The following is a 21,924-nucleotide window of genomic DNA, read 5'->3' as shown; positions in this document are numbered from 1 at the left end:
ATGACACGCACTGACCAAGACAGCTGGGACTTGGCCTCGAGCGTCGGCGCCACGGCCACCATGGTCGCCGCAGCCCGCGCGCTGGCCAGCGAGGCCACCGAGCCCATCATCAACGACCCGTTCGCCGCGCCCCTGGTGCGCGCCGTCGGCCTGGATTTCTTCCGCCGCCTGGTCGATGGTGAGGTCGGCGACTCCGAGGGCTACGAGGGCAGCGGCAAGGATCTGGGACTGGAGACCGACTCCATCGCCGTGCGCACCCGCTTCTTCGACGACTTCTTCCTCAATGCCGCCCGCGACGGCGTTCGCCAGGCGGTGATCCTCGCCGCCGGCCTGGACGCCCGCGCCTACCGGCTGAGCTGGCCGGCCGGCAGCGTGGTCTACGAGGTCGATCAGCCGGCCGTCATCGAGTTCAAGAGCACCACCATGTCCAGCCTGGGCGTCGCCCCGGCCGCCGAGCGGCGCACGGTCAGCGTCGATCTGCGCGACGACTGGCCCGCCGCGTTGCGCGCCGGCGGCTTCGACGTGACGCAGCCGACGTCGTGGAGCGCCGAGGGCCTGCTGATGTACCTGCCGCCCGACGCCCAGGACCGGCTCTTCGACAACATCACCGGGCTCAGCGCCCCCGGCAGCAGGCTGGCCACCGAGTATCACCCCGAGACCGCCGGCACCACGATGTCGCAGCGCGCCCAGGAGTTCAACGACCGCTGGGCCAAGGTCGGCTGCGACATCGACCTGTCGGGACTGTTCTTCGACGGCGAGCGCAACAACGTCGTCGACTACCTCACCGGCAAGGGCTGGGAGGTGGCCGCGCGGCCGCGCCGCGACCTGTTCGGCGACTACGGCCTGCAGTTCCACGACGACGAGGCGATGGCGCAGTTCCGCAACATCGTCGCCGTCACCGCCACCCTGGGTTAGCCATGCCGGAGACCGACAGCAAGCGATCAGACGGCGACAGTTGGGATCTGGCGTCCAGCGTGGGCGCCACCGCCACCGCGGTCGCCGCCCGGCGGGCCCTGGCCTCCAAGGGTCCCGACCCGTTGATCGACGATCCCTTCGCCGAGCCGTTGGTGCGCGCCGTCGGGGTCGAGGCCTTCATCCGAATGATGAACGGAGACATCGAGACACCCGAGGACGATCCGGCGTTCACGCCGCGCCGCCTCGGTGAGGGCATGGCGGTCCGCACCCGGTTCTTCGATTCGTTCTTCCTCGACGCCGCCGGCGCCGGCATCCGCCAGGCGGTCATCCTGGCCTCCGGGCTGGACACCCGCGCCTACCGGCTGGCCTGGCCGCCCGGCATGGTGGTCTACGAGATCGACCAGCCCCGGGTGATCGAGTTCAAGACCCGCACCCTCGCGGGGCTGGGCGCGACACCGAGCGCCGACCGGCGGGCGGTGGGGGTCGACCTGCGCGACGACTGGCCGGCGGCGTTGGCCGACAGTGGATTCGACGCGAGCGCGCCCGCGGCGTGGAGCGCTGAAGGGCTGCTCGGTTATCTGCCGCCGGACGCCCAGGACCGCCTGTTCGACCACATCACCGCGCAGTCGGCCGATGGCAGCCGGATCGGCGCCGGCTACGCGCCCGACATCCGGGGCCGCATCGAAAAGCGTGGCCGAGAGATCAGCGAGCGCTGGCGGCGGATGGGGCTGGACCTCAACTGGGCCGATCTGGTCTACCCCGGCGAGCGCAACGACGTGGTGGCCTACCTGTCCGAGCGGGGCTGGCGCTCGGAGGTGCATAGCACCCCGGAACTGTACGCGGCCAACGGTTTTGAATTTCCCGAGCAGCCGTCGATGGCGGCGTTCGGCGACATCCGATACGTGACCGCGACACTGACGAAGGAGGCTTCGTGACACGCACCGACCAAGACACCTGGGACCTGGCCTCGAGCGTCGGCGCCACGGCGACCTGGGTCGCCGCGTGCCGGGCGCTGGCCGGACGGCAGCCCGGCGCGCTGATCGACGATCCGTTCGCCGACCCGCTGGTCCGCGCGGTGGGCGCCGAGTTCTTCATCCGGGTGCTCGACGGTGAGATCACCGACGAGACGGGCGGTATCGACGCCGACGCCGACCCCGACGCCGAGTTCAACCTGCAACGCATGGTCAACATGATGGCCGTGCGCACCCGTTACTTCGACGAATTCTTTACCGACGCAACCGCTTCGGGCATCCGCCAGGTCGTCATCCTGGCCTCCGGCCTGGATTCGCGACCATACCGGCTGGCCTGGCCGGCGGGCACCGTGGTGTACGAGGTCGACCAGCCCGCGGTCATCGAGTTCAAGTCCGCCACCCTGGCCAAGTTGGGGGCGCAGCCCACGGCGGAGCGGCGCACCGTGTCGGTCGACCTGCGCGATGACTGGCTGAATGCCTTGCGCGACACGGGTTTCGACGAGTCGCGGCCCAGCGCGTGGAGCGCGGAGGGGCTGCTGATGTATCTGCCGCCGGAGGCGCAGGACAGGCTGTTCGACGCCATCACCACGCTGAGCGCCCCGGGCAGCCGGCTGGCGACCGAATACCACGACGGCGGCACCCCGCACCTGCTGGAGAAGCGCGCGAAGGCGATGGCCAGGCGGTGGGGGCGATACGGCTTCGACGTCGACGTGTCGGAGCTGGTCTACCGCGGCGAGCGCACCCCCGCCGCGGCGTATCTGACCGACCACGGCTGGCAGGTGTCGACGCGCACCCGCGCCGACATGTTCGCCGAGGCCGGGCTGCCCGTCGCATCGGGCGAAAGCCTGCAGTCGCTGCAGAACCACATCGCGGTCGACGCCGTCCTGCGCTGACGTCAGCCGGGATTGGCGGCCGGGGCCCGCACCACCATCGGCACCGCGGGGAAACACCAGGCCATCTCCGAGCGCGACTTGCGCAGCGCGGCAGTGCCGTAACCCCGCTTGCGGTGATCGGGGTGGATCCAGATCCGGACGTCGACCTCGCCACGGACCAGCTCGCCGAACACCATGCCGACCTTCTCGCCGTTGTCGATGGCCACAAACCACGCGGCCTCTTCGTCGTCGACCCGGCCCAGCGCGGCCCTGATCTCGTCGTCGAGGTTGCCCGCCCGCCCGCCGGACCCGTCGCCCGACGCGCCACCCATGTCCGCGGTGCGGACGCCGAAGATGTCGCGGTCCTCGCTCGCGGAGAACGGCCGGAGCTCGAGGGTGTCCCCCGAGCTCGCCGGGCGCTCGCCCAGAGTGAAGCTCAGCTGCTTGTTCAGGTCCTCGAGTTCGGCCTGGATCGTCTTGCGCGAATCCTTGGTGAGCCGGTCGAAGGACAGGCCGAAGACCGCTTCGGCGCCCGTGTTCGAGGTGCCGAGCAGACCGGCGATGGCCTTGACCGCCTCCGATTTGTTGCCGGCCTCCACGATCAAGTCGAGCACTTCGTGCCGTCGTTCGAGGGCTTTCAACAGAGCGTCGGCGATTTCGCGGCGGGCGGCTTTGCGGTCCTGGTCGGTCATGGCACCAGCCTAGAACGCCGGTCGGGCCACCGCGCTACATCTGCGGTTTCCCAGCTCCTGCGAAGCGCTGGTAGCGATCCTCGACCGCGCTCGCCCACGCGGGGTCGGGCTCGACGACGCGCTCGGTGCGCGCCCATCGGGCGGCGTCGGCGATCGTCGTCTCCAGGCCGACCGCCATCCGCGCCAGGAACGCCGCCCCCAGCGCGGCCCCCTCCGCGACACCGGACACCTCGACCGGCCGCCCGGTGGCGTCGGCGATGGCCTGCAGCCACGCCGCCACCCGGGTGCCGCCGCCGGTGGCCACGATGCGCGACACCGGCGCGCCGGACAGTTCGATGAGCCGACGGACCACGAAGCCGGACGCCTCGTAGGCGGCGCGGCGCAGCGCGGCGGCGTCGTGGGTCAGATCCAGCCCCTCGAGCGCGCCCCGGCGGTCCCGGTCGTGCAACGGCGTGCGTTCGCCCCGCAGGTACGGCTCCCACACCGGGACGCGCCCTGGCTCGACGGCGGTCGGGTCCGCCGCTGCCACAACGCGATCCACCCAGCCCAGGAACAGCCCGCCGGCGTTGCTGGCCCCACCGATCTGGCTCTTGCCGGGAGCGGTGTGCGGGATGGTCCACAGGCCGGGCATCTGGCGGGCCTCGGCGATGGTGGTCCACACGATCAGCGTGGTCCCGCACATCACCAGCACGTCGCCGTCGTTGTCGGCGCCGGCGACGATCTGTTCGCACAGCGCGTCGATGGCACCGGTGGCCAGGGCGGCGTCGGTGCCGCGCAGCTGTCCGACGACGGCTCCCATGCTCTCCACCCGCGGCAGCTGTTCGACGGCCGCGCCGCGCTCGGCGCAGGCCTCGGGGTTCCAGCCGGTGCCGTCGAACAAGGGGAATGCGGTGGCGGCGGTGGCGATGTCGATCACCGCCTGCCCCGACAGCGCGTGGTTGGCCACCGCCGGCGCGGGCCAGTAACCCGCCGCGCCCGGCGCGTGGGCGGCCGTCCAGCGCAGGAATTCGGCGGCCTCGCCGAGCGCCGGCAGCGGCTGCGCGTCCCCGCCCGGCGTGCGGCCGCGGGCGTCGCCGTAGAGCAGTCCCGGTGTGATGGGTGCGCCGGTGTCGTCGACGGCGGTGATCGACGGCACCATCGCGGAGACGGCCGCCGCGGCGATGCCGGGTTGGTGGACCAGTTCGTTCAGGGCCGCCGACGGTCCCCGCCGCCACGCCGCCTCGGCATCGTGCTCCAGCCGGTCGGGCGCCGGTACCCGCAGCTCATGGGGGATGCGCACGCGGGCGGTCACGTTGCCGTCGGCGTCGGCGGATATCGCCTTGACCGCGGTGCTGCCGACGTCGATGCCGATTGTGACGTCTTTGCGTGACACGGGCGTCACCGTACGCCAGCATTGGCACTCGTGACGTCTAAACCACGCGCGTTGGTGACGGCCCCGATGCGGGGGCCGGGCTTCGCCAAACTGCGAGAGCTGGCCGACGTGGTGTACGACCCCTGGATCGAGCAGACCCCGCTGCGCATCTACAGCCCCGAGCAGCTGGCCGAACGGATCGCCGGCGAGGCCGCCGAAATCGTGGTGGTGGAAAGCGATTCGGTGCGCGGCCCGGTGTTCGAGCGGGGCGTGCGGGTGATCGCGTCCACCCGCGGCGACCCCAACAACGTCGACATCGCCGGGGCCACCGCGGCCGGCATCCCGGTGCTGAACACCCCGGCCCGCAACGCCGACGCGGTCGCCGAGATGACGGTCGCCCTGCTGCTCGCCGCCACCCGTCACGTGCTCGCCGCGGACGCGGATGTGCGCAGCGGCAACATCTTTCGCGACGGCAGCATCCCGTATCAGCGGTTCCGCGCCGCGGAGATCGCGGGACTCACCGCGGGTCTGGTGGGCCTTGGCGCCGTCGGCCGGGCGACGCAATGGCGGTTGTCCGGGCTGGGCATGAGGGTGATCGCGTGCGACCCCTACAACCCCGAGGCACGGCACAGCCTCGACAAGTTGCTCGGCGAGGCCGACGTCGTCTCGCTGCACGCCCCGGTCACCGACGACACGGCCGGCATGATCGGGGCGCGGGAGTTTGCGGCAATGCGCGACGGCGTGGTCTTCCTCAACACCGCCCGCGCCCAGCTGCACGACACCGACGCCCTGGTCGACGCCCTGGTCGCGGGCAAGGTGGGCGCCGCGGGCCTGGACCACTTCGCCGGCGAATGGTTGCCGGCCGATCACCCGCTGGTGGCGATGGGCAACGTGGTGCTGACGCCGCACATCGGCGGCGCCACCTTCGACACCGAGGCGCGGCAGGCGCAGATGGTGGCCGACGACCTGGAGGCGCTGCTGGCCGGCAACGCGCCCGCTCACATCGTCAACCCGGAGGTGCTGGGGCCATGAAGTTCGTCGACAACCCGGAGACGGCGGTGCTGGATGCCGCCAAGGACATGCTGCGCCGCGGCCTGGTGGAGGGGACGGCCGGCAACATCTCAGCGCGCCGCGCCGACGGCAACGTCGTCATCACCCCGTCGTCGGTCGACTATCGCGACATGCGGCTCGACGACCTGGTGCTCGTCGATGCGGACGGCTCGGTGCTGCGGGCGGACGAGGGCCGCTCACCGTCGTCGGAGATGCAGCTGCACCTGGCCTGCTACCGGGCCTTCGACGACGTCGGCAGCGTCATCCACAGCCATCCGGTGTGGGCGACCATGTTCGCCATCGCCCACGAATCGATCCCGGCGTGCATCGACGAGTTCGCGGTGTACTGCGGCGGCGACGTCCGGTGCACCGACTACGCCGCCTCGGGCACGCCCGATGTCGGCGCCAACGCGGTCAAAGCGCTCGAGGGCCGCGGCGCCGCGCTGATCGCCAACCACGGCCTGGTCGCGGTGGGGCCGCGGCCCGACAAGGTGCTGCACATCACCGCGCTGGTCGAACGGACCGCCCAAATCGTCTGGGGTGCAAGAGCTCTCGGCGGTCCGGTGCCGATCCCCGAGGACGTCAACCGCAACTTCGCCTCGGTCTACGGCTACCTGCGCGCCAACCCCTGACGCTGGTCGATCGCCACCTTCACCGCGCCGCTGTCGCCCTGATTCGCGATCGCCCAGAAGGCCTCGCGCCACTGCCCCAACCCGAACGTGTGGGTGAGCATGGGGCGCAGGTCGATTCGGCCCGCGGCGGCCAGGTCGAGGTAGTGGGCGATGGCGTGCTTGCGCCGCCCGTCCACCTCCTCGACGCCGAACGCGTTCGAGCCGACGAACGAGAGCTCCTTGAAGTACAGCGGGCTGTCCTCCCACCGGCCCGGCGCGTGAACGCCGGCCTTCACCAGCGTTCCCCGCGAGCGCAGGACCCGGATGCCGACCTCGAAGGTCTCGGGCTTGCCGACGGTGTCGTAGACGACGTCGACGGCGCCGGGGTGGGCCATCGGCAGGCCCTGCAGCGGCTGGCGCAGCCGGCCACCGCCCCAGCCGACGAGCTCTTCGATGAGTGGCGACGGAGGTTCGTGCGCAAGGACTTTCGCGGCGCCGAACCGTCGGGCCAGCTCGGCTTGCGCGGGGAAGCGCGCCACCACCGCGACCGCCACGTCGGGATACAGCGCCCGCAGGATCGCGACCGCGCACAATCCCAGCGAGCCCGCCCCGTACACCAGCGCGGCCCCCGAGCGCGGCGGCGGGTGGCGGGTGATCGAGTGCAGTGACACCGAGAACGGGTCGGCGAAGACGGCCATCTCGTCGGGGATCGAGTCGGGCACGGCGAACAGCATGCTGTCGTGCGCCGGCATCAGTTCGGCGTAGCCGCCCGTCACGTCGGCCGAGACCCCGGTGTGGATGCCCGGTCTGAGGTCACCGTCGGCGAAGCTCCAGCACAGGCTGTAGTCGCCGGCTTCGCATGCGGGACAGCGCGGTCGGATGCCGCGCGGCCCGCAGGACAGCCACGGGTTGAGCACCACCCGCTCCCCCACGCTCAGCCCGCGGGCCTTGGGGCCCAGCGCCACCACGTCGGCGACCACCTCGTGGCCCATGACTTGCGGGAACGAACAGAACGCGGCCATGGCGTTGTCGGTGTCGCCCTCGCCGAAGTCCATCAGGATCTGCTTGGAATCCGATCCGCAGATGCCGGTCAGCCGCGGCCGGGTGATCACCCAGTCCTCGTGCGGCGGTTCGGGATCCGGCAGGTCGCGCAGCGCGGTCGGGGTGCGCGCCAGGTTCCGGGTCAACGTGTTCGCGTCGTCGGGGACCTCGACGGGCTCGGGCGAAACGCCGTAGACGAGCGCCCTCATCGGGACGCTCCCGGCCGCGTTGCGTACGCCATCAGTAAAGGTTGCCGCGAATCGCGGGAAGCGTACAGTGGGAGAAGCTTGTTATATCGGCTAAATATTAGCTTTACTACCTCCGATAGGGGCACCCAACATGACCTCCACCAGGTACGAAGGCGACACCTGGGACCTGGCGTCCAGCGTCGGCGTGACCGCGACCATGGTCGCGGCGGCCCGCGCCATGGCCAGCAGGGCCGACAAACCGCTGATCAACGACCCCTTCGCCGAGCCGCTGGTCAAGCTGGTCGGCGTGGACCTGCTCTCCCGGCTCGCCAGCGGCGAGCTGGATCCCGCCGAGCTGAACGACGTGCACGACGGTGCCGCGGGCTCTGCCGGCGCGATGTCGCGGATGGCCGACAACATGGCGGTCCGCACCAAGTTCTTCGACGAGTTCTTCCTGGGCGCCACGAACGCGGGCATCAGGCAGGCGGTGATCCTGGCGTCCGGGCTGGACGCCCGCCCGTACCGGCTGGCGTGGCCCGCGGGCACCGTGGTCTACGAGGTGGACCAGCCGCAGGTCATCGAATTCAAGACCCGCTCGCTGGCCGACCTGGGCGCCGCCCCCACCGCCGAGCGGCGCGTGGTGGCCGTCGACCTGCGCGACGACTGGCCCGCCGCGCTGCGCAACGCCGGGTTCGACCCGGCCCAGCCGACCGCGTGGAGCGCCGAGGGTCTGCTCGGCTACCTGCCGCCCGAGGCGCAGGATCGCCTGCTGGACACCATCACCGAGCTCAGCGCGCCCGGCAGCCGGCTGGCCACCGAGAGCGCACCCAAGCCCGAGCCCGGCGCCGAGGAGAAGATGAAGGAGCGCATGCAGACGATCTCCGAGCGCTGGCGCGCCCACGGCTTCGAGCTGGACATGGCAGGCCTGGTCTACTTCGGCGACCGCAACGAGGCGGTGCAGTACCTGGCCGACCGGGGCTGGCGCCTCAACAGCGCCAGCATCGCAGAACTGTTCGCCGCCAACGGGCTTGACCCACTCACCGACGACGACGTGCGCATGGGCGAGATGCTGTACACCAGCGGAACACTCGAGAAGAAGTAGGAGCCATCTGCAATGACCGCTGACACGGGACGAACCGAGGGCGACAGTTGGGACCTGGCGTCCAGCGTGGGAGCGACGGCCACGATGGTCGCCGCCTCCCGCGCCGTGGCTTCGCAGGGACCCAACCCGCTGCTCGACGATCGACTGGCCGATCCTTTGGTCCGCGCCGTCGGGCTGGACCCCTTCATCCGGATCCTCGACGACGATGTCGATTTCGCCGACGACCCGCTGATGAACCGCAAGACCCGGGCCGAGCAGATGACCGTGCGGACCAGGTTCTTCGACAACTTCTTCATCAATGCCACCAAAGACGGTGTCCGCCAGGCGGTGATCCTCGCCGCCGGCCTGGACACCAGGCCCTACCGGTTGCCGTGGCCCGCGGGCACCGTGGTCTACGAGATCGACCAGCCACAGGTCATCGCGTTCAAGACCAACACGCTGGCCGATCTCGGCGCCGCCCCGACCGCCGAACGTCGAACCGTAGGCATCGACCTGCGCGATGACTGGCCCGCCGCGTTGCGGGAGAGCGGCTTTGACGTCACCCGGCCGACCGCGTGGAGCGCCGAAGGACTGCTGCCCTACCTGCCACCGGAGGCCCAGGACCGCTTGTTCGACAACATCGCCTCGCTCAGCGCGCCGGGCAGCAGGCTGGCCACCGAACACGTGCCGGACCCCAATTCGTTCACCGACGAGCGCCTGCAACGCATCACCGAACGGTGGCGGCGCGCCGGGTTCAACCTCGATGCGGGCGACCTGTTCTATCGCGGTGAGCGCAGCGTCGTCGTCGACTACCTGGCCGAGCACGGCTGGGATGTGACGGCCCACTCCGTCCGGGAACTGTACGCGCATAACGGCTTCGAATTCCCCGAAGAGGTGCTCGCGGCCTTCGGCGACCTGAGTTACGTCGACGCGACGCTGAAGTAGGGTTGCCGACTATGTCACGCACTCACGACGATGAGTGGGACCTGGCGTCCAGCGTCGGCGCGACCGCGACCATGGTCGCAGCCGGTCGTGCGATGGCGACCAAGGATCCCCGCGGTTTGATCAACGATCCGTTCGCCGAGCCGCTGGTGCGCGCGGTCGGGGTGGACTTCTTCACCAAGATGATGGACGGCGACCTCGACGTGGACGCGATCGAGAATGCCTCGCCGGTGCGCATCCAGTCGATGGTCGACGGAATGGCCGTGCGCACCAAGTACTTTGACGACTACTTCATCGACTCCACCGGCGGCGGGGTGCGTCAGGTGGTGATCCTGGCCTCCGGGCTGGACTCGCGCGCCTTCCGGCTGCCCTGGCCGGCCGGCACGGTGGTCTACGAGATCGACCAGCCGCGGGTGATCGAATTCAAGAGCAACACCCTGGCCGACGTCGGCGCGGAGCCGACCGCGTCACGGCGCACCATTCCGATCGATCTGCGCGCGGACTGGCCCGCGGCCCTGAAGGCGGCGGGATTCGACACGACGGCGGCCACGGCTTGGCTGGCCGAGGGCCTGCTGATCTACCTGCCGCCCGACGCCCAGGACCGGCTGTTCGACAACATCACCGCGCTCAGCGGGCCGGGCAGCACCATCGCCACCGAATTCGTGCCCGGCATCGTGGATTTCGACGCCGAACGGGTGCGCGAGATGTCCGGGTCGTTCCGGGAGCACGGCGTCGACATCGACATGGCGTCGCTGGTCTACGCGGGCGAACGCAACCACGTCGTCGACTACCTGTCCAGCATCGGCTGGCGGGCCGAGGGCATCACGCGAACGGAACTGTTCGAGCGCAACGGCATCGAGGCGCCCGCCCCCGAGAACGACGACCCGCTCGGCGAGATCATCTTCATCAGCGCCAAGCTGACCGGCTCGGGCTAGTGGCGATCGCAAGCGCGGCGTAGCCGGGCGCTGCGGGTCGCCACCATCGGACTCGTGGCGATCGCAAGCGCGGCGTAGCCGGGCGCTGCGGGTCGCCACCATCGGGGCTACAGGCGCCAGGGCCCCGGCCACAACGCGCTGGCCCCGGTGTAGGACCGTTCCACGCTGTCCAGGACGCCGCCGATGGTGCGGCCCAGCAGTGCGGCCAGCGCGTCGGGCACCGACGCGGCGGCCGGTTGCGAGGAGGCCCGAGGCCGCAGCATGTCCAGCAGCGAGCCACCCGGGTAGGTCACCAGGCGCACGTCGGTGTCTTCATCAAGTCCCGCAAGGATTTTCGCGCGGCGCAGCGCGGTGCGAAAGCCGCCCAGTTCGTCGACCAGGCCCCGCTCGCGCGCGTCGGCGCCGGTCCACACCCGGCCCCGGGCGACCCGATCGACGGCCTCGGTGGTCAGGTTGCGGCCGTCGGCGACCCGCTCCAGGAAGTCGGCGTACACCAGGTCGGCCTCGGCCTCCCGGTGGGCGCGCTGCTCCGGGGTGAACGGCGCCTCGATCGACCAGGAATCGGCATTGGCGTTGGTGCGCACGCTATCCAGCCCGACGCCGAGGCGCTCCAGCAGATCGCGAATCACCAGCTTGCCGGTGATCACGCCGATCGAACCGGTGATCGTCGCCGGGCTGGCGACGATCGCGTCGGCCGCCACCGCGATGTAGTAGCCGCCCGAGGCGGCGACCGCGCCCATCGACGCCACCACCGGCTTGCCGAGCTTTCGAGCCCTTTTCACTTCGCGCCAAAGGGTTTCCGATGCGGTCACCGAGCCCCCCGGGCTGTTCACCCGCAGCACGATCGCGGACACCGATTCGTCGGCGGCGGCCTCCCGCAACGCCGGGGCGATGGTGTCGCTGCCGACGGTGGAGGCGCCGAACGGCAGGAACTGCGGTCCCCCGCGCCCGTCCACGATGGTGCCGTCGATGTTGACGACGGCCACCTTTGGCTTGGGCCGGCGCCCGGGAACCGGGGGCGCCGGCGGGGACAGCCGGGACCGGGCCGCGCCGGCATAACGCGACAGGTACAACCGCGGTGGCGCATTCTCCTCGGAAACGTCTTGCACGCCAACCAGTTCCGCGATGCGGTCATAGGCTTCATCCCGGAATCCGATCCGGTCGACCAGTCCCGACGACACGGCCTCCTCACGCAACAGCGGGGCGCGGTCGGCCAGCGCGTCGAGCACGCCGGTGTCGAGCTTGCGCGAGCGTGCCACCGCTTCCCACACCTGCTCCTGCAAGCTTTCCAGCATCCGGGTGACGGCCTCGCGGTGGGCCTCGGTGAAGCCGTGCTCGGTGAAACGGTTTACGGCCGACTTGTATTCGCCGCGCGCGACGAATTGGGCTTCGATGCCGGCCTTGTCGAACGCGTCTCGCAGGAAGGTGGCATTGCTGGCGAAGCCGATCAGCCCGAGGCTTCCGGCCGGCTGCATCCAGACCTCACCGAACGCCGATGCCAGGTAGTACGACAGCGTGCCCGGGTAGGTCTCGGCCCAGGCCAGTGAGGGCTTGGCGGCGGTGAACTCGACGATGGCCTCGCGCAGCTCCTGCACCGCGGCCGACGGCGACGCGCCGAGTTGAACCCGGGCGATCAGCCCGGCCACCCGCGAGTCCTCAGCCGCCCGGTGGATGGCGGCGACCATGTCGCGCAGCGCGACCGGCCGGCTGCCCCCGGTGATGATCGCCAGCGGATCGAAGCCCGACGTCTCCGGCGGCATCGAGCGCAGGTCCAATTCGAGCACGCACCCGTTGGGCACGCCGTGATGGCGGGCGGTGTCGACCCGGCCGGCGAGGGCTCGGACCTCGCCGACCCCGGGGATCGAGGGCAGGAAAGCGAACATGTCTGCAGACTACCGATGCACGGCCGTACGGTGGTCGGGTGAGGTTTTCCATCGCGATCCCGCAGTTCGATTACGACGGATTCGACGGAGCCGGGTTGCGCGCGTTTCTCGCGCGTGCAGAAGACCTAGGGTTCGAGGGCGGCTGGCTGCTCGAGCAGATCATCGGGCCCGCACCGCTGCTGGCGCCGCTGGAGCTGCTGGCGTACTGCGCGGCGTGCACCGAGCGGCTGCGCCTGGGTGTCGCGGTCCTGGTGACGTCGTTGCACGACCCCCTGCAGTTGGCCTCGGCCGCCACCGCCGTCGACCGGCTCAGCCACGGCCGGCTGGACATCGGCGTCGCGCCGGGCGGCGGCAGGCGGCAGTTCGCGGCGTTCGGTGTGGACAAGGAGACCTTCATCTCGTATTTCACCGAGGGCCTGGAGCTGATGAAGGCGGCGTGGTCCGACGAGCCGAGGGTGACGTTTCACGGCCGGTTCCGTGACGTCGACGACTTGCCGATCCAACCCAAGCCGGTGCAGCGGCCGCATCCGCCGATCTGGTTCGGGGGCTTGGCGCCCAAGGCGCTGGCCCGCGCGGTGCGGCACGGCGACTCGTTTCTGGGCGCCGGTTCGTCGACCACCGAGGCGTTCGCCGGGGCCGTCACCGTGGTGCGCCGCGAGCTCGACGAGCAACAGAAGGACCCCGCGAACTTCACCATCGGCAAACGGGTCTACCTGATGGTCGACGACGACCCCGCCAGGGCCCGGGAGCGGGTGCTCGCCGGGCTGGACCGCATCTACGGGAAGATGCCCGGCGTGCAGGACGTACCGGTGTCGGGCACACCCGACGACGTGGTGCGCGGGTTGCGCGAGGTGATCGACGCCGGGGCGCAGATGGTGCTACTGAACCCCGTCGGCGTCGACCCGGCAGAGAACCACGAGCAGATGGAACGCCTTGCCGCGGAAGTGATTCCGCAGCTGAGCTAGGACAGCTCGGTGGCCGAGCCGCCCGCGGCGGTGATCTTCTCGCGCGCGCTGCCGCTGAACTTGTGCGCGGTCACCTCGACCTTGACCGTCAGCTTGCCGTCGCCGAGGACCTTGACCAGCGAGTTGCGGCGAACCGCGCCCTTGGCCACCAGCTCGTCCACGCCGATCGAACCGCCCTGCGGGAAAAGCCGATTGAGGTCGCCGACGTTGACGATCTCGTACTCGGTGCGGAACCGGTTGCGGAAGCCCTTGAGCTTGGGCAGCCGCATGTGGATCGGCATCTGGCCACCCTCGAAGGTGGTCGGCACGTTCTTGCGGGCCTTGGTGCCCTTGGTGCCGCGACCGGCGGTCTTACCCTTGGAGCCCTCACCGCGGCCGACCCGCGTGCGAGCCGTCTTCGACCCGCGCGCCGGCTTGAGGTCGTGCAGCTTGATCGTCATTTCTTGCTACCTCCGGTGCCCGTGGCCGTCGCCTCGGCCGGCTCCACCTCGACGAGGTGGCTGACCACCGCGATCAGGCCACGGGTCTGCGCGTTGTCCTCGCGGACCACTGACTGGCGAATCTTTCGCAGGCCCAGGGTGCGCAGGGACTCGCGCTGCTTCCAGCGGGCCCCGATGGTGCTACGCACCTGGGTGATCTTCAGTTGACTGCTCATGGCTGCGCCCCCGAGGTCTGGGCCTCGCGGGCCGCCGCACTGGCCATCGCTTCACTTTCGCGGCGCGCCTTGAGCATTCCGGCCGGCGCAACGTCCTCGATGGGCAGGCCGCGGCGAGCGGCCACCTCCTCGGGGCGCTGCAGCAGCTTGAGCGCGGCGACGGTCGCGTGCACCACGTTGATCGCGTTGTCGCTACCCAGCGACTTGGCCAGGATGTCGTGCACGCCGGCGCATTCCAGCACCGCACGGGCGGCGCCACCGGCGATCACACCGGTACCGGGGCTGGCCGGGCGCAGCAGCACCACGCCGGCGGCCGCCTCACCCTGCACCGGGTGCGTGATGGTCCCGCGGATCAGCGGAACCCGGAAGAAGCCCTTGCGGGCCTCCTCGACGCCCTTGGCGATGGCCGCGGGAACTTCCTTGGCCTTGCCGTAGCCGACACCGACCATGCCGTTGCCGTCGCCGACGATCACCAGCGCGGTGAAGCTGAATCGCCGACCACCCTTGACCACCTTGGAGACACGGTTGATCGCGACAACCCGCTCCAGGTAGTTGCTCTTGTCGCCGTCGCGGTCGCGGCCACCACGACCGCCGTCGCCCCGACGACCGCGGCTGTCGCGGTCACCGCGCGAGTCACGGCTGTCGCCGGCGCCTTGTCCGCCGGTCGGCTGCTCCGCCATTATGCGGTCCTTCCAGTCGTGTTCAAGCTCTTGTCCATCAGAATTGCAATCCGTTCTCGCGTGCGGCATCGGCCAGCGCCGCGATCCGTCCGCCGTAGGTGTAGCCGCCACGGTCGAAGACCACGCTGTCGATGCCGGCGGCCTTGGCGCGCTCGGCGATCAGCTGGCCCACCCGCACGCTGCGGGCTTTCTTGTCGCCCTGCAGGCTGCGCACGTCGTCCTCGATCGACGACGCGGCGGCCACCGTGGTGCCGTTCTCGTCGTTGACCAGTTGCACGTGAATGTGTCGCGCGGACCGGTTGATCACCAGCCGCGGACGCTGCGGGGTGCCGGCGATCTTCTTGCGCAGACGCGCGTGCCTGCGCAGCCGAGAGACGCGCCGAGTCGCGGAAACGCTCTGCCCCACCGGCTTTCGCGTGGCGGTGCCAGCTTTTGTTTGCGCCATGATTACTTACCTGTCTTTCCGACCTTGCGGCGGATCTGCTCACCCTCGTAGCGCACGCCCTTGCCCTTGTACGGGTCGGGGCGGCGCAGACGGCGGATGTTCGCCGAGATCTGGCCGACCTTCTGCTTGTCGATCCCGGTGATGGAAAACTTCGTCGGCGACTGGACGGCGAACGTGATGCCGTCCGGAGCCTCGATCACCACGGGGTGGCTGTAGCCCAGCGCGAACTCGAGGTTGGAGCCCTTGAGCTGCACCCGGTAGCCGACGCCGAAGATCTCCATCTTGGTGGTGTACCCCTGCGTCACGCCGGTGACCAGGTTGGACACCAGGGTGCGCGAGAGTCCGTGCAACGAGCGGTTGCGCCGTTCGTCGTTCGGACGCGCGACCACGATCGCGCCATCGTCGTTGCGCGACACGGTGATCGGCTCGGCCACCGTCAGGTCCAGGGCGCCCTTAGGCCCCTTCACCGACACCTTCTGACCATCGATCGTCACGTCGACTCCGGACGGGACCGGAACCGGCTGCTTACCAATGCGAGACATAGTCTTTCGTTACCTCCCGGCCCTTACCAGACGTACGCGAGGACTTCGCCGCCCACGCCCTGTCGGGCTGCCTGGCGGTCGGTCAACAGACCCGAGGACGTGGAGATGATCGCCACACCCAGGCCGCCGAGCACGCGTGGCAGATTGGTGGATTTCGCGTACACCCGCAGACCGGGCTTGGACACGCGGCGCAGGCCGGCGATGCTTCGCTCCCGGCTCGGCCCGTACTTGAGCTGGACGATCAGCGACTTGCCGACCCGAGCGTCTTCGGTCCGGTAGTCGGTGATGTAGCCCTCGCTCTTGAGGATCTGGGCGATGTTTGCCTTCAGCTTCGAGTGCGGCAACGTCACCTCGTCGTGATACGCCGAATTGGCGTTACGCAGACGCGTCAAGAAGTCTGCGATCGGGTCCGTCATTGTCATCGAGCGCCACTCCTCTTGATCGCTGCGCCCTGCATCGTCGTCGTCGCAGTCATGACAGTGTCTGTCACCTTCCTCGCGGTGGTTCCCGTTCTGGGCCTGTCGCGCACCTGTTCTGGGTTGGTCTTGGGGGTTTGGGCTGTTACCAGCTGCTCTTCTGCACGCCGGGCAGTTCGCCCGCGTGCGCCATCTCGCGCAGGCAGATCCGGCACAGGCCGAATTTGCGGAAGACCGCGCGCGGGCGGCCGCACCTGTTGCAACGGGTGTAGCCGCGCACCGCGAACTTCGGCTTGCGTGCGGCCTTGTTGACCAGTGCCTTCTTTGCCATCTACTCAGTTCTCCTTGAACGGAAAGCCGAGGGCCCGCAACAGCGCTCGTCCTTCGTCGTCATTCGTCGCCGAGGTGACGACGTTGATGTCCATGCCGCGGACCCGGTCGATCTTGTCCACGTCGATCTCGTGGAACACCGACTGCTCGGCGAGCCCGAAGGTGTAGTTGCCGACACCGTCGAACTGCTTGGGCGAAAGCCCGCGGAAGTCGCGGATACGGGGCAGCGCGATCGAGGTGAGGCGGTCCAGGAACTCCCACATCCGGTCGCCGCGCAGGGTGACCCGCGCACCGATCGGCATGCCCTCACGCAGTTTGAACTGCGCGATGGACTTGCGCGCGCGACGGATCTCGGGGCGCTGCCCGGTGATCAGGGCCAGGTCGCTGACCGCGCCGTTGATCAGTTTCGCGTCCCGCGCCGCGTCGCCGACACCCATGTTGACGACGACCTTGGTCACCGTCGGGATCTGCATGACGTTGGCGTAGCCGAACTGCTGCTGCAGCGAATCGCGAATCTCGCTGCGGTAGCGCTCTTTCAGGCGCGGCTGAACCTTTTCTGCAGTGCTCATCAGATGTCCTTGCCGTTGCGCTTGGAGATACGAACGCGCTTGCCGGTCTCCTCGTCGACCCGGTAACCGACCCGGGTGGGCTTGCCGTCCGAGTCGACGACCATCACGTTGGAGATGTGGATCGGCGCTTCCTGGGTGACGATCCCGCCCGACTGCGCGCCGCGCTGGTTGGTCGAAACCGCGGTGTGCTTCTTGATCGCGTTGACGCCCTCGACGAGCACGCGTTCGCGGTCCGGGTAGACCTTCAGCACCTTGCCTTTGGCGCCCTTGTCCTTACCGGCGATCACCAGGACGGTGTCGTCCTTCTTGACCTTCATTTACAAAACCTCCGGGGCCAGCGAGATGATCTTCATGAACCGCTTCTCGCGCAGTTCGCGGCCCACCGGCCCGAAGATGCGCGTCCCGCGCGGGTCGTTGTCGGGTTTGATGATCACCGCGGCGTTCTCATCGAACTTGATGTAGCTGCCGTCGGGGCGGCGGCGCTCCTTGACCGTGCGCACCACGACGGCCTTGACGACGTCCCCGCGCTTCACGTTGCCGCCGGGGATGGCGTCCTTGACGGTGGCGACGATGACATCACCGATGCCGGCGTAGCGTCGCGACGAACCGCCGAGCACACGGATGCACAAGATCTCCTTGGCGCCGGTGTTGTCGGCGACCTTCAGTCGCGATTCCTGCTGAATCACTCGATCTCCTGACCTGGGTTGCGTGTGCACGGCAGGAGAGCCCACCGGGGTGGGCATTCGGCGGGCATGACCCACCAAAACCTGACGTGCGCGGTCTTTGTCACCGAAGGGCACGCGGGGCCGATTCGCACCGGCCGAGGTCTGCCCAAGGCAACCCCTAGAGTCTAGGGGACGACCTGCTCAGAGCCAAATTCTGCGCGAAGGCGGTCGTGGGTCAGTTTGAAGCGAGCAATTTACCGGGCTCGGGCGCCCTGGTGGGATGACGCGGTTATGCTTGACGGCTCAAGGAAACGCCCACGTGACCTTAACTCTTTGGCCGCGTACATAGTGAGCGATGCTACCGACTAAACGCCAGATGACTACACCTACCGGGTCGAGTGGTCAGTTCAAGACAATAAGTGGGTTTGGTTAAGTGGGTTTGGTTGTGCCCAAGAGCTTCTATCGCTGTCATGGCTTGAGCCCGACAAATCCGAGGCACTCGCCGGTATCGAACGACTCGTGCGAGATGTGGTTTGCGGCAAAGCCCCGACAGCGGTCGCGCTCGGCCGCAAGGGCGGCCTGAAGGGCGGAAGGGCACGCGCCGACAAGCTCGGGGCAGACCAGCGATCAGAGATCGCCCGCAAGCAGTCCCCCTGACCTGGGCTGGAGCGCGTGTCTACATCCCTGAACTGAGTCAAATGACTCAGTCGGTATGTATAATTAAGTTGCTGCTACTAGAGCAGTGGCAACAACTAAATGGTGGACGGTAGGGGACTCGAACCCCTCGGGTGTTGGTTTCCAGAGGCCAACCCGGCACCGTGCACCGCCCGTTTGAGAGGCCCGTGAACCTCGCCGTTAGACGAGGCCACGGGCGGCGATCAGCCTCCTATGGGGGCTCGATCGCCAAGACGACCGAGATGGAATTGCGCGTTAGACGCAGCACCACCTTGATCGCCAGGCGGGGTCGAGGCTTCATCTCGACCACCTCCTATCTCTCGGGAGGAGCTGCCGTTCAGCTCCTCGTTAACCTCAACCCCGGTTGCCGCCGGGGTTGAGGTGTCTTTGAGGGAAAATTTGGCGCGGTGGCCTCGATGCAACTTCCCTTGTTTGTCCGCGTAATAGAGAGCGTTCCGCACCCTCTCTTTGGTGGCGTCCTGCCTGCTTCCTTGCAGTATTTCCAGCACCTCGTCGACGCCGAGGATGGCTGCGGGGCGCTGCTCAAATACGGCGATTACCGCGTCGGTGAAGGTGGCCCCTTCGCCCACTGTTGGCAGCGCTTCGTGGGGCTCCGAGGGAACCGTTGTGGAGGCCCCCTCAACCACTAGGTCGTAACGGCTCAGGCGCTCGGCCTGCTTGACGATCGCCACTATCTGTTTCTGCAGATCCCGGATTTCGGCGAGGCGCTTCTCAAGACCAGCAGCGGTTTCATTGAGGCTGGCGAGGGCTTCGCTGAGCTGACCAACATCAAATGAGGACTCCATGTGTGCCACGATACCATCCCCCCACAAACTTTTGTGGGGCCGACGCGCATACACAAAAACCCCCAGTCGTGATTTTGGGTCCGCTCAAGCACAATGGTCAGTGTGGTCAACCGGTTGAGCACCCGATCAGCGGGCAGCGATTGTGGGCCGCCTTATTGAAGGCATGTCGATCCGCGCCACGGTGCGGGTAACCGGGGCTGCGAAGAACACCATCACCAAGTTGTTGGTGGAGCTGGGCGGTGCCTGCGCCGAATATCAGCACGCCGCGCTATTTGACTGCCCTGCAAGAACATTTAGTGCGACGAGATGAGGTCGTTCTGCTACGCCAAGCAGAAGAACATGCCTGATCAGCACCGCGGCGAGAACGGGTAGGGCGATGTGTGGACCTGGACGGCGCTATGCGCCGACACAAACTTGTTCCTTCATCGCTCGTGGGTTCCTGTTCGGGGCCGCAGGTGGTGGGCGAGGCAGAGCTCGCCGGGACCAGCTCAGCGAACCTCGCAACAACATCCTCGAACACACGTTCGGCCATGCCGCCCGGGTGCGGCCAGCGCCGTCAGTCGCCCTGCCGGATCCAGGCCACGATGTACAGGCTCATGGCCGCGACCAGCGCGATGAGCACCCACTGCACGATCGCCTGGTCGATCCACGAACCGGGCGGCGGCGCCCCCGGAAGGATGTTGCGCAGCGGGACGATCGCGAACAGGTTCGCGGCGTACCAGGTGGCGAACGGCGGCAGGAACTTCCTTCTGCCCAGCGCCATCGGGATGGCGACCAGCAGGGCCAGGGTGGGCAGGCTGATCAGCACCAGGCAGATCCCGAGGTCGAAGATCAGCGGCCCCTTGGCCCGCTTCAGCGTGATCACCACGTTGCCGTTGTCGCTCGCGCGCGAGGTGGGCAGCGCGCTCGGGTCGTGCACCCGGTTGACGCTGATCTGCCAGCCGTCCAGCGCGCCGGTCACTTCGACGCGGGCGGGCACCTTCTTGCGGTTGTCGCCGGTCCCGACGAAGGCGTCGGCCGCGATCGGCTCGGTCTGGTAGGAGTCGAACGGCCAGTTGCCGGGGTCGCCGTGCGCCTCGATGGTGGTGCTGAGCTGCGCGGGTGCCTTGCCCTTCGGGTATTGCAGATCGCCCAGATCGCTTGTGGGATATAGGCGTACCGCGACGTCGTTGGCCAGCACGTCAAAACGGTTGTCGTACTGGGCAATCCCGGGATAGGCGAGCACCTCGACCGACAGGCGGTTGGCGACCGGCTTCAGCTCTTCGAGGCGCAGCTGCACGATCGTGGCGTCGCCGCCGCCCTGGCTCAGGTCCAGCGGGGGCAGCGGCCCTTCCGACCGCTGCAGGAAATGCACACCGAAGAGCGACAGCACGTAGACGACGATGACCGCCGCGAGAATGCACACGCCGATCGCGATCCGCGGCGCCTCGCGCTTCTTCCTCGCGGGCGGAGCCGGGGCCGGCGCGACCGGGCTCGGAGCCTCGGTGGTCATCGGCCGCGGCCGCGAGCAATGGTGGGCCGCGCATGCCGAAGGGCTTGCTGGCGCCGGGCCGGCACCGCTGGCGGCATCGGGCTGCGGCGGGGTGACACGTCGTCAGATGTTAGCGAATGACGGAACCGGATGCCGGGTGAAATACCCTGTCCAGAAACACAACAGGCGCCCGACACCCACCGGACACGCACCGTTAACTTCACCGGCCGAAGCGAACGTGCCGGCACCGGGCGGCGCGGCGCGAAGGATTTGCTATCCCTGCGGCAAGTCCGCCACGCAGCGAAACCCGATGTGCGTGGTCGCGGAGTCCTGCGACTGCGGCGACCGGGCCGGCGGACGGTAGCGGTGGCAATACTCCGGCGCGCACAGGTGGCTGCCGCCCTTCAAGGTCTGGTTGACGGACGGGTCGGCCGGACCGGACGGCGTGCAGCAGGATTTGGGCGGCGCCTCGAGCCGGTGGTGCGCGGTGAACTCGGTGGCCGTCCACTCCCACACGTTGCCGATCATGTCGAGCAGCCCAAAAGCGTTGGGCGCGAACGTGCCGACGGGTGAGGTTCCCACCCAGCCGAGCGCGCCGTCATTGCGGTACGGGAAGCTGCCCTGCCAGGTGTTGGCCATCAACCGCCCGCCACTGGTGGCCTCGTCGCCCCACGGGTAGGTCGTGGTGGATCCGGCCCTGGCCGCATACTCCCACTCGGCCTCGGTCGGCAGCCGCCGCCCGGCCCAGCGCGCGTAGGCGGCCGCGTCCGGATACGCCACCTGCACCACCGGATGATCGCCGCGGTCCGCGACATCGCTGTCGGGACCGAACGGATGACGCCAGCTGGCCCCCGGCGCCCAGCGCCACCACTGCCGCCAGTCACGCAGGTCGACCGGCCCCGGGGTCGGACGGAAAACCATTGCGCCCGGGCACAAATCGTCGGCGTTCGCCCCCGGGTACAGCGCCGGGTCGATCGGCTGCTCGGCCACCGTGACATATCCGGTGGCGTCGACGAATTCGGCGAACTGCGCGTTGGTCACCGGGTGCCGTTCCACCGCGATCGGACCCACCGTCACGGTGTGGATCGGCGCCTCTTCGGGGTAGAAGCTGGTCGATCCCATGCGGAATGACCCGCCCGGAAGGTCGACCAGCTCGCTGCGCACCCCTTCAGG

26 protein-coding genes, 1 tRNA gene and 1 pseudogene are annotated in these 21,924 nt (G+C 68.8%); 10 read left to right on the top strand and 18 right to left on the bottom strand.

What is annotated here, in order from left to right:
• From B9D87_RS23515 to B9D87_RS23505, 3 genes are read left to right on the top strand one after another with little or no spacing between them, the layout of a single operon-like run.
• Positions 1-915 (top strand): class I SAM-dependent methyltransferase, encoded by a 915-nt coding sequence (locus B9D87_RS23515; RefSeq protein ID WP_007773528.1) that lies wholly within the window; start codon positions 1-3, stop codon positions 913-915.
• 2 nt (positions 916-917) lie between these two features.
• Positions 918-1,850: a class I SAM-dependent methyltransferase gene (locus tag B9D87_RS23510; protein WP_007773530.1), complete on the top strand. Its 933-nt coding sequence runs from the start codon at positions 918-920 to the stop codon at positions 1,848-1,850.
• Positions 1,847-2,779, top strand: coding sequence for a class I SAM-dependent methyltransferase (locus B9D87_RS23505; RefSeq protein ID WP_007773532.1), 933 nt, complete (start codon positions 1,847-1,849; stop codon positions 2,777-2,779). The genes B9D87_RS23510 and B9D87_RS23505 overlap by 4 nt, the downstream gene beginning before the upstream one ends.
• Positions 2,780-2,781: 2 nt before the next feature.
• Here B9D87_RS23505 and B9D87_RS23500 read toward each other — a convergent pair whose 3' ends face one another.
• On the bottom strand, positions 2,782-3,450 hold the full coding sequence (locus tag B9D87_RS23500) for a GNAT family N-acetyltransferase (RefSeq protein ID WP_007773533.1): 669 nt from the start codon (positions 3,448-3,450) through the stop codon (positions 2,782-2,784).
• Between the two features lie 34 nt (positions 3,451-3,484).
• Entirely contained in the window at positions 3,485-4,822 is a 1,338-nt protein-coding gene (locus tag B9D87_RS23495; RefSeq protein ID WP_040630990.1) for a xylulokinase, read from the bottom strand.
• 30 nt (positions 4,823-4,852) lie between these two features.
• Between B9D87_RS23495 and B9D87_RS23490 the strand changes: the two genes are divergently transcribed.
• Together B9D87_RS23490 and B9D87_RS23485 are read left to right on the top strand one after the other, a co-directional pair.
• Positions 4,853-5,833, top strand: coding sequence for an NAD(P)-dependent oxidoreductase (locus B9D87_RS23490; protein ID WP_007773537.1), 981 nt, complete (start codon positions 4,853-4,855; stop codon positions 5,831-5,833).
• Complete coding sequence (locus tag B9D87_RS23485) at positions 5,830-6,483, top strand: L-fuculose-phosphate aldolase (RefSeq protein WP_007773540.1); 654 nt, start codon at positions 5,830-5,832, stop codon at positions 6,481-6,483. Before B9D87_RS23490 ends, B9D87_RS23485 begins: the two co-directional genes overlap by 4 nt.
• On the opposite strand, the gene B9D87_RS23480 is transcribed toward B9D87_RS23485, so the two are convergent.
• Positions 6,462-7,712: a zinc-dependent alcohol dehydrogenase gene (locus tag B9D87_RS23480; protein WP_007773542.1), complete on the bottom strand. Its 1,251-nt coding sequence runs from the start codon at positions 7,710-7,712 to the stop codon at positions 6,462-6,464. The two genes, B9D87_RS23485 and B9D87_RS23480, sit on opposite strands and share 22 nt — an antisense overlap.
• A gap of 130 nt (positions 7,713-7,842) precedes the next feature.
• On the opposite strand from B9D87_RS23480, the gene B9D87_RS23470 reads away from it, so the two are divergent.
• The 3 genes from B9D87_RS23470 to B9D87_RS23460 are packed head-to-tail and all read left to right on the top strand — an operon-like array spanning position 7,843 to position 10,649.
• Positions 7,843-8,793: a class I SAM-dependent methyltransferase gene (locus B9D87_RS23470; RefSeq protein ID WP_007773544.1), complete on the top strand. Its 951-nt coding sequence runs from the start codon at positions 7,843-7,845 to the stop codon at positions 8,791-8,793.
• A 12-nt stretch (positions 8,794-8,805) separates the two neighbouring features.
• Positions 8,806-9,717 (top strand): class I SAM-dependent methyltransferase, encoded by a 912-nt coding sequence (locus B9D87_RS23465; RefSeq protein ID WP_007773546.1) that lies wholly within the window; start codon positions 8,806-8,808, stop codon positions 9,715-9,717.
• Between the two features lie 11 nt (positions 9,718-9,728).
• Positions 9,729-10,649 (top strand): class I SAM-dependent methyltransferase, encoded by a 921-nt coding sequence (locus tag B9D87_RS23460; protein WP_007773547.1) that lies wholly within the window; start codon positions 9,729-9,731, stop codon positions 10,647-10,649.
• 107 nt (positions 10,650-10,756) lie between these two features.
• On the opposite strand, the gene sppA is transcribed toward B9D87_RS23460, so the two are convergent.
• Positions 10,757-12,532: a signal peptide peptidase SppA gene (sppA, locus tag B9D87_RS23455; protein WP_007773548.1), complete on the bottom strand. Its 1,776-nt coding sequence runs from the start codon at positions 12,530-12,532 to the stop codon at positions 10,757-10,759.
• A 38-nt stretch (positions 12,533-12,570) separates the two neighbouring features.
• Here sppA and B9D87_RS23450 point away from each other — a divergent pair, with 38 nt between their 5' ends.
• On the top strand, positions 12,571-13,497 hold the full coding sequence (locus tag B9D87_RS23450) for an LLM class flavin-dependent oxidoreductase (protein WP_007773550.1): 927 nt from the start codon (positions 12,571-12,573) through the stop codon (positions 13,495-13,497).
• Here B9D87_RS23450 and rplO read toward each other — a convergent pair.
• The 12 genes from rplO to B9D87_RS23395 all read right to left on the bottom strand — a co-directional run bounded on the left by rplO (position 13,494) and on the right by B9D87_RS23395 (position 19,280).
• The gene (rplO, locus tag B9D87_RS23445) at positions 13,494-13,937 is read right to left on the bottom strand and encodes a 50S ribosomal protein L15 (RefSeq protein WP_007773551.1); all 444 of its coding nucleotides are present in this window, start codon (positions 13,935-13,937) and stop codon (positions 13,494-13,496) included. The two genes, B9D87_RS23450 and rplO, sit on opposite strands and share 4 nt — an antisense overlap.
• Positions 13,934-14,152: a 50S ribosomal protein L30 gene (gene rpmD / locus B9D87_RS23440; RefSeq protein ID WP_007773553.1), complete on the bottom strand. Its 219-nt coding sequence runs from the start codon at positions 14,150-14,152 to the stop codon at positions 13,934-13,936. The genes rplO and rpmD overlap by 4 nt, the downstream gene beginning before the upstream one ends.
• Positions 14,149-14,832 carry a 30S ribosomal protein S5 gene (gene rpsE, locus B9D87_RS23435; RefSeq protein ID WP_007773554.1) on the bottom strand — a complete coding sequence of 228 codons (684 nt, stop codon included), beginning with the start codon at positions 14,830-14,832 and terminating at the stop codon, positions 14,149-14,151. The genes rpmD and rpsE overlap by 4 nt, the downstream gene beginning before the upstream one ends.
• 37 nt (positions 14,833-14,869) lie before the next feature.
• The gene (gene rplR, locus B9D87_RS23430) at positions 14,870-15,238 is read right to left on the bottom strand and encodes a 50S ribosomal protein L18 (RefSeq protein ID WP_007773555.1); all 369 of its coding nucleotides are present in this window, start codon (positions 15,236-15,238) and stop codon (positions 14,870-14,872) included.
• A gap of 41 nt (positions 15,239-15,279) precedes the next feature.
• Positions 15,280-15,819, bottom strand: a complete 540-nt coding sequence (rplF, locus tag B9D87_RS23425) for a 50S ribosomal protein L6 (RefSeq protein ID WP_007773556.1) — start codon at positions 15,817-15,819, stop codon at positions 15,280-15,282.
• Between the two features lie 23 nt (positions 15,820-15,842).
• Positions 15,843-16,241, bottom strand: coding sequence for a 30S ribosomal protein S8 (gene rpsH / locus B9D87_RS23420; protein WP_007773558.1), 399 nt, complete (start codon positions 16,239-16,241; stop codon positions 15,843-15,845).
• Between the two features lie 139 nt (positions 16,242-16,380).
• Positions 16,381-16,566 (bottom strand): type Z 30S ribosomal protein S14, encoded by a 186-nt coding sequence (locus B9D87_RS23415; RefSeq protein WP_007167851.1) that lies wholly within the window; start codon positions 16,564-16,566, stop codon positions 16,381-16,383.
• 4 nt (positions 16,567-16,570) lie between these two features.
• Complete coding sequence (gene rplE / locus B9D87_RS23410) at positions 16,571-17,134, bottom strand: 50S ribosomal protein L5 (protein ID WP_007773560.1); 564 nt, start codon at positions 17,132-17,134, stop codon at positions 16,571-16,573.
• Positions 17,134-17,451 carry a 50S ribosomal protein L24 gene (gene rplX / locus B9D87_RS23405; protein ID WP_007773561.1) on the bottom strand — a complete coding sequence of 106 codons (318 nt, stop codon included), beginning with the start codon at positions 17,449-17,451 and terminating at the stop codon, positions 17,134-17,136. The genes rplE and rplX overlap by 1 nt, the downstream gene beginning before the upstream one ends.
• Positions 17,452-17,820 (bottom strand): 50S ribosomal protein L14, encoded by a 369-nt coding sequence (gene rplN, locus B9D87_RS23400; RefSeq protein WP_003403649.1) that lies wholly within the window; start codon positions 17,818-17,820, stop codon positions 17,452-17,454.
• A 736-nt stretch (positions 17,821-18,556) separates the two neighbouring features.
• A tRNA-OTHER gene (locus B9D87_RS26885) sits at positions 18,557-18,628 on the bottom strand.
• Between the two features lie 49 nt (positions 18,629-18,677).
• Positions 18,678-19,280, bottom strand: a complete 603-nt coding sequence (locus B9D87_RS23395; protein WP_007773567.1) for a hypothetical protein — start codon at positions 19,278-19,280, stop codon at positions 18,678-18,680.
• Positions 19,281-19,382: 102 nt separating this feature from the next.
• Here B9D87_RS23395 and B9D87_RS27975 point away from each other — a divergent pair.
• Positions 19,383-19,717, top strand: a pseudogene (locus tag B9D87_RS27975) (IS1 family transposase); the annotation flags it as partial.
• Between the two features lie 119 nt (positions 19,718-19,836).
• On the opposite strand, the gene B9D87_RS23390 reads toward B9D87_RS27975, so the two are convergent.
• Both B9D87_RS23390 and B9D87_RS23385 read right to left on the bottom strand, forming a co-directional pair.
• Positions 19,837-20,772 (bottom strand): DUF4436 domain-containing protein, encoded by a 936-nt coding sequence (locus B9D87_RS23390; protein ID WP_007773568.1) that lies wholly within the window; start codon positions 20,770-20,772, stop codon positions 19,837-19,839.
• Positions 20,773-21,024: 252 nt separating this feature from the next.
• Complete coding sequence (locus tag B9D87_RS23385) at positions 21,025-21,915, bottom strand: formylglycine-generating enzyme family protein (protein WP_007773573.1); 891 nt, start codon at positions 21,913-21,915, stop codon at positions 21,025-21,027.
• Positions 21,916-21,924: the final 9 nt, after the last annotated feature.

The sequence above is a fragment of the Mycobacterium colombiense CECT 3035 genome (assembly GCF_002105755.1).
Classification (GTDB): Bacteria; Actinomycetota; Actinomycetes; order Mycobacteriales; family Mycobacteriaceae; genus Mycobacterium; species Mycobacterium colombiense.
The sequence above is the reverse complement of the archived record's forward strand: the minus strand, read 5'-3'. Positions and strand labels throughout refer to the sequence as shown.

Bases quoted from the DNA above. Each gene is read 5' to 3' on its own strand.
- rplE (WP_007773560.1), bottom strand. From the start codon at position 17,134: ATGAGCACTGCAGAAAAGGTTCAGCCGCGCCTGAAAGAGCGCTACCGC.
- B9D87_RS23470 (WP_007773544.1), top strand. From the start codon at position 7,843: ATGACCTCCACCAGGTACGAAGGCGACACCTGGGACCTGGCGTCCAGC.
- rpsE (WP_007773554.1), bottom strand. From the start codon at position 14,832: ATGGCGGAGCAGCCGACCGGCGGACAAGGCGCCGGCGACAGCCGTGAC.
- B9D87_RS23500 (WP_007773533.1), bottom strand. From the start codon at position 3,450: ATGACCGACCAGGACCGCAAAGCCGCCCGCCGCGAAATCGCCGACGCT.
- rpsH (WP_007773558.1), bottom strand. From the start codon at position 16,241: ATGACAATGACGGACCCGATCGCAGACTTCTTGACGCGTCTGCGTAAC.
- B9D87_RS23480 (WP_007773542.1), bottom strand. From the start codon at position 7,712: ATGAGGGCGCTCGTCTACGGCGTTTCGCCCGAGCCCGTCGAGGTCCCC.
- B9D87_RS23390 (WP_007773568.1), bottom strand. From the start codon at position 20,772: ATGACCACCGAGGCTCCGAGCCCGGTCGCGCCGGCCCCGGCTCCGCCC.
- B9D87_RS23460 (WP_007773547.1), top strand. From the start codon at position 9,729: ATGTCACGCACTCACGACGATGAGTGGGACCTGGCGTCCAGCGTCGGC.
- B9D87_RS23515 (WP_007773528.1), top strand. From the start codon at position 1: ATGACACGCACTGACCAAGACAGCTGGGACTTGGCCTCGAGCGTCGGC.
- B9D87_RS23415 (WP_007167851.1), bottom strand. From the start codon at position 16,566: ATGGCAAAGAAGGCACTGGTCAACAAGGCCGCACGCAAGCCGAAGTTC.
- B9D87_RS23395 (WP_007773567.1), bottom strand. From the start codon at position 19,280: ATGGAGTCCTCATTTGATGTTGGTCAGCTCAGCGAAGCCCTCGCCAGC.
- rpmD (WP_007773553.1), bottom strand. From the start codon at position 14,152: ATGAGCAGTCAACTGAAGATCACCCAGGTGCGTAGCACCATCGGGGCC.
- sppA (WP_007773548.1), bottom strand. From the start codon at position 12,532: ATGTTCGCTTTCCTGCCCTCGATCCCCGGGGTCGGCGAGGTCCGAGCC.
- B9D87_RS23510 (WP_007773530.1), top strand. From the start codon at position 918: ATGCCGGAGACCGACAGCAAGCGATCAGACGGCGACAGTTGGGATCTG.
- rplX (WP_007773561.1), bottom strand. From the start codon at position 17,451: ATGAAGGTCAAGAAGGACGACACCGTCCTGGTGATCGCCGGTAAGGAC.
- B9D87_RS23485 (WP_007773540.1), top strand. From the start codon at position 5,830: ATGAAGTTCGTCGACAACCCGGAGACGGCGGTGCTGGATGCCGCCAAG.
- rplO (WP_007773551.1), bottom strand. From the start codon at position 13,937: ATGACGATCAAGCTGCACGACCTCAAGCCGGCGCGCGGGTCGAAGACG.
- rplF (WP_007773556.1), bottom strand. From the start codon at position 15,819: ATGTCTCGCATTGGTAAGCAGCCGGTTCCGGTCCCGTCCGGAGTCGAC.
- B9D87_RS23465 (WP_007773546.1), top strand. From the start codon at position 8,806: ATGACCGCTGACACGGGACGAACCGAGGGCGACAGTTGGGACCTGGCG.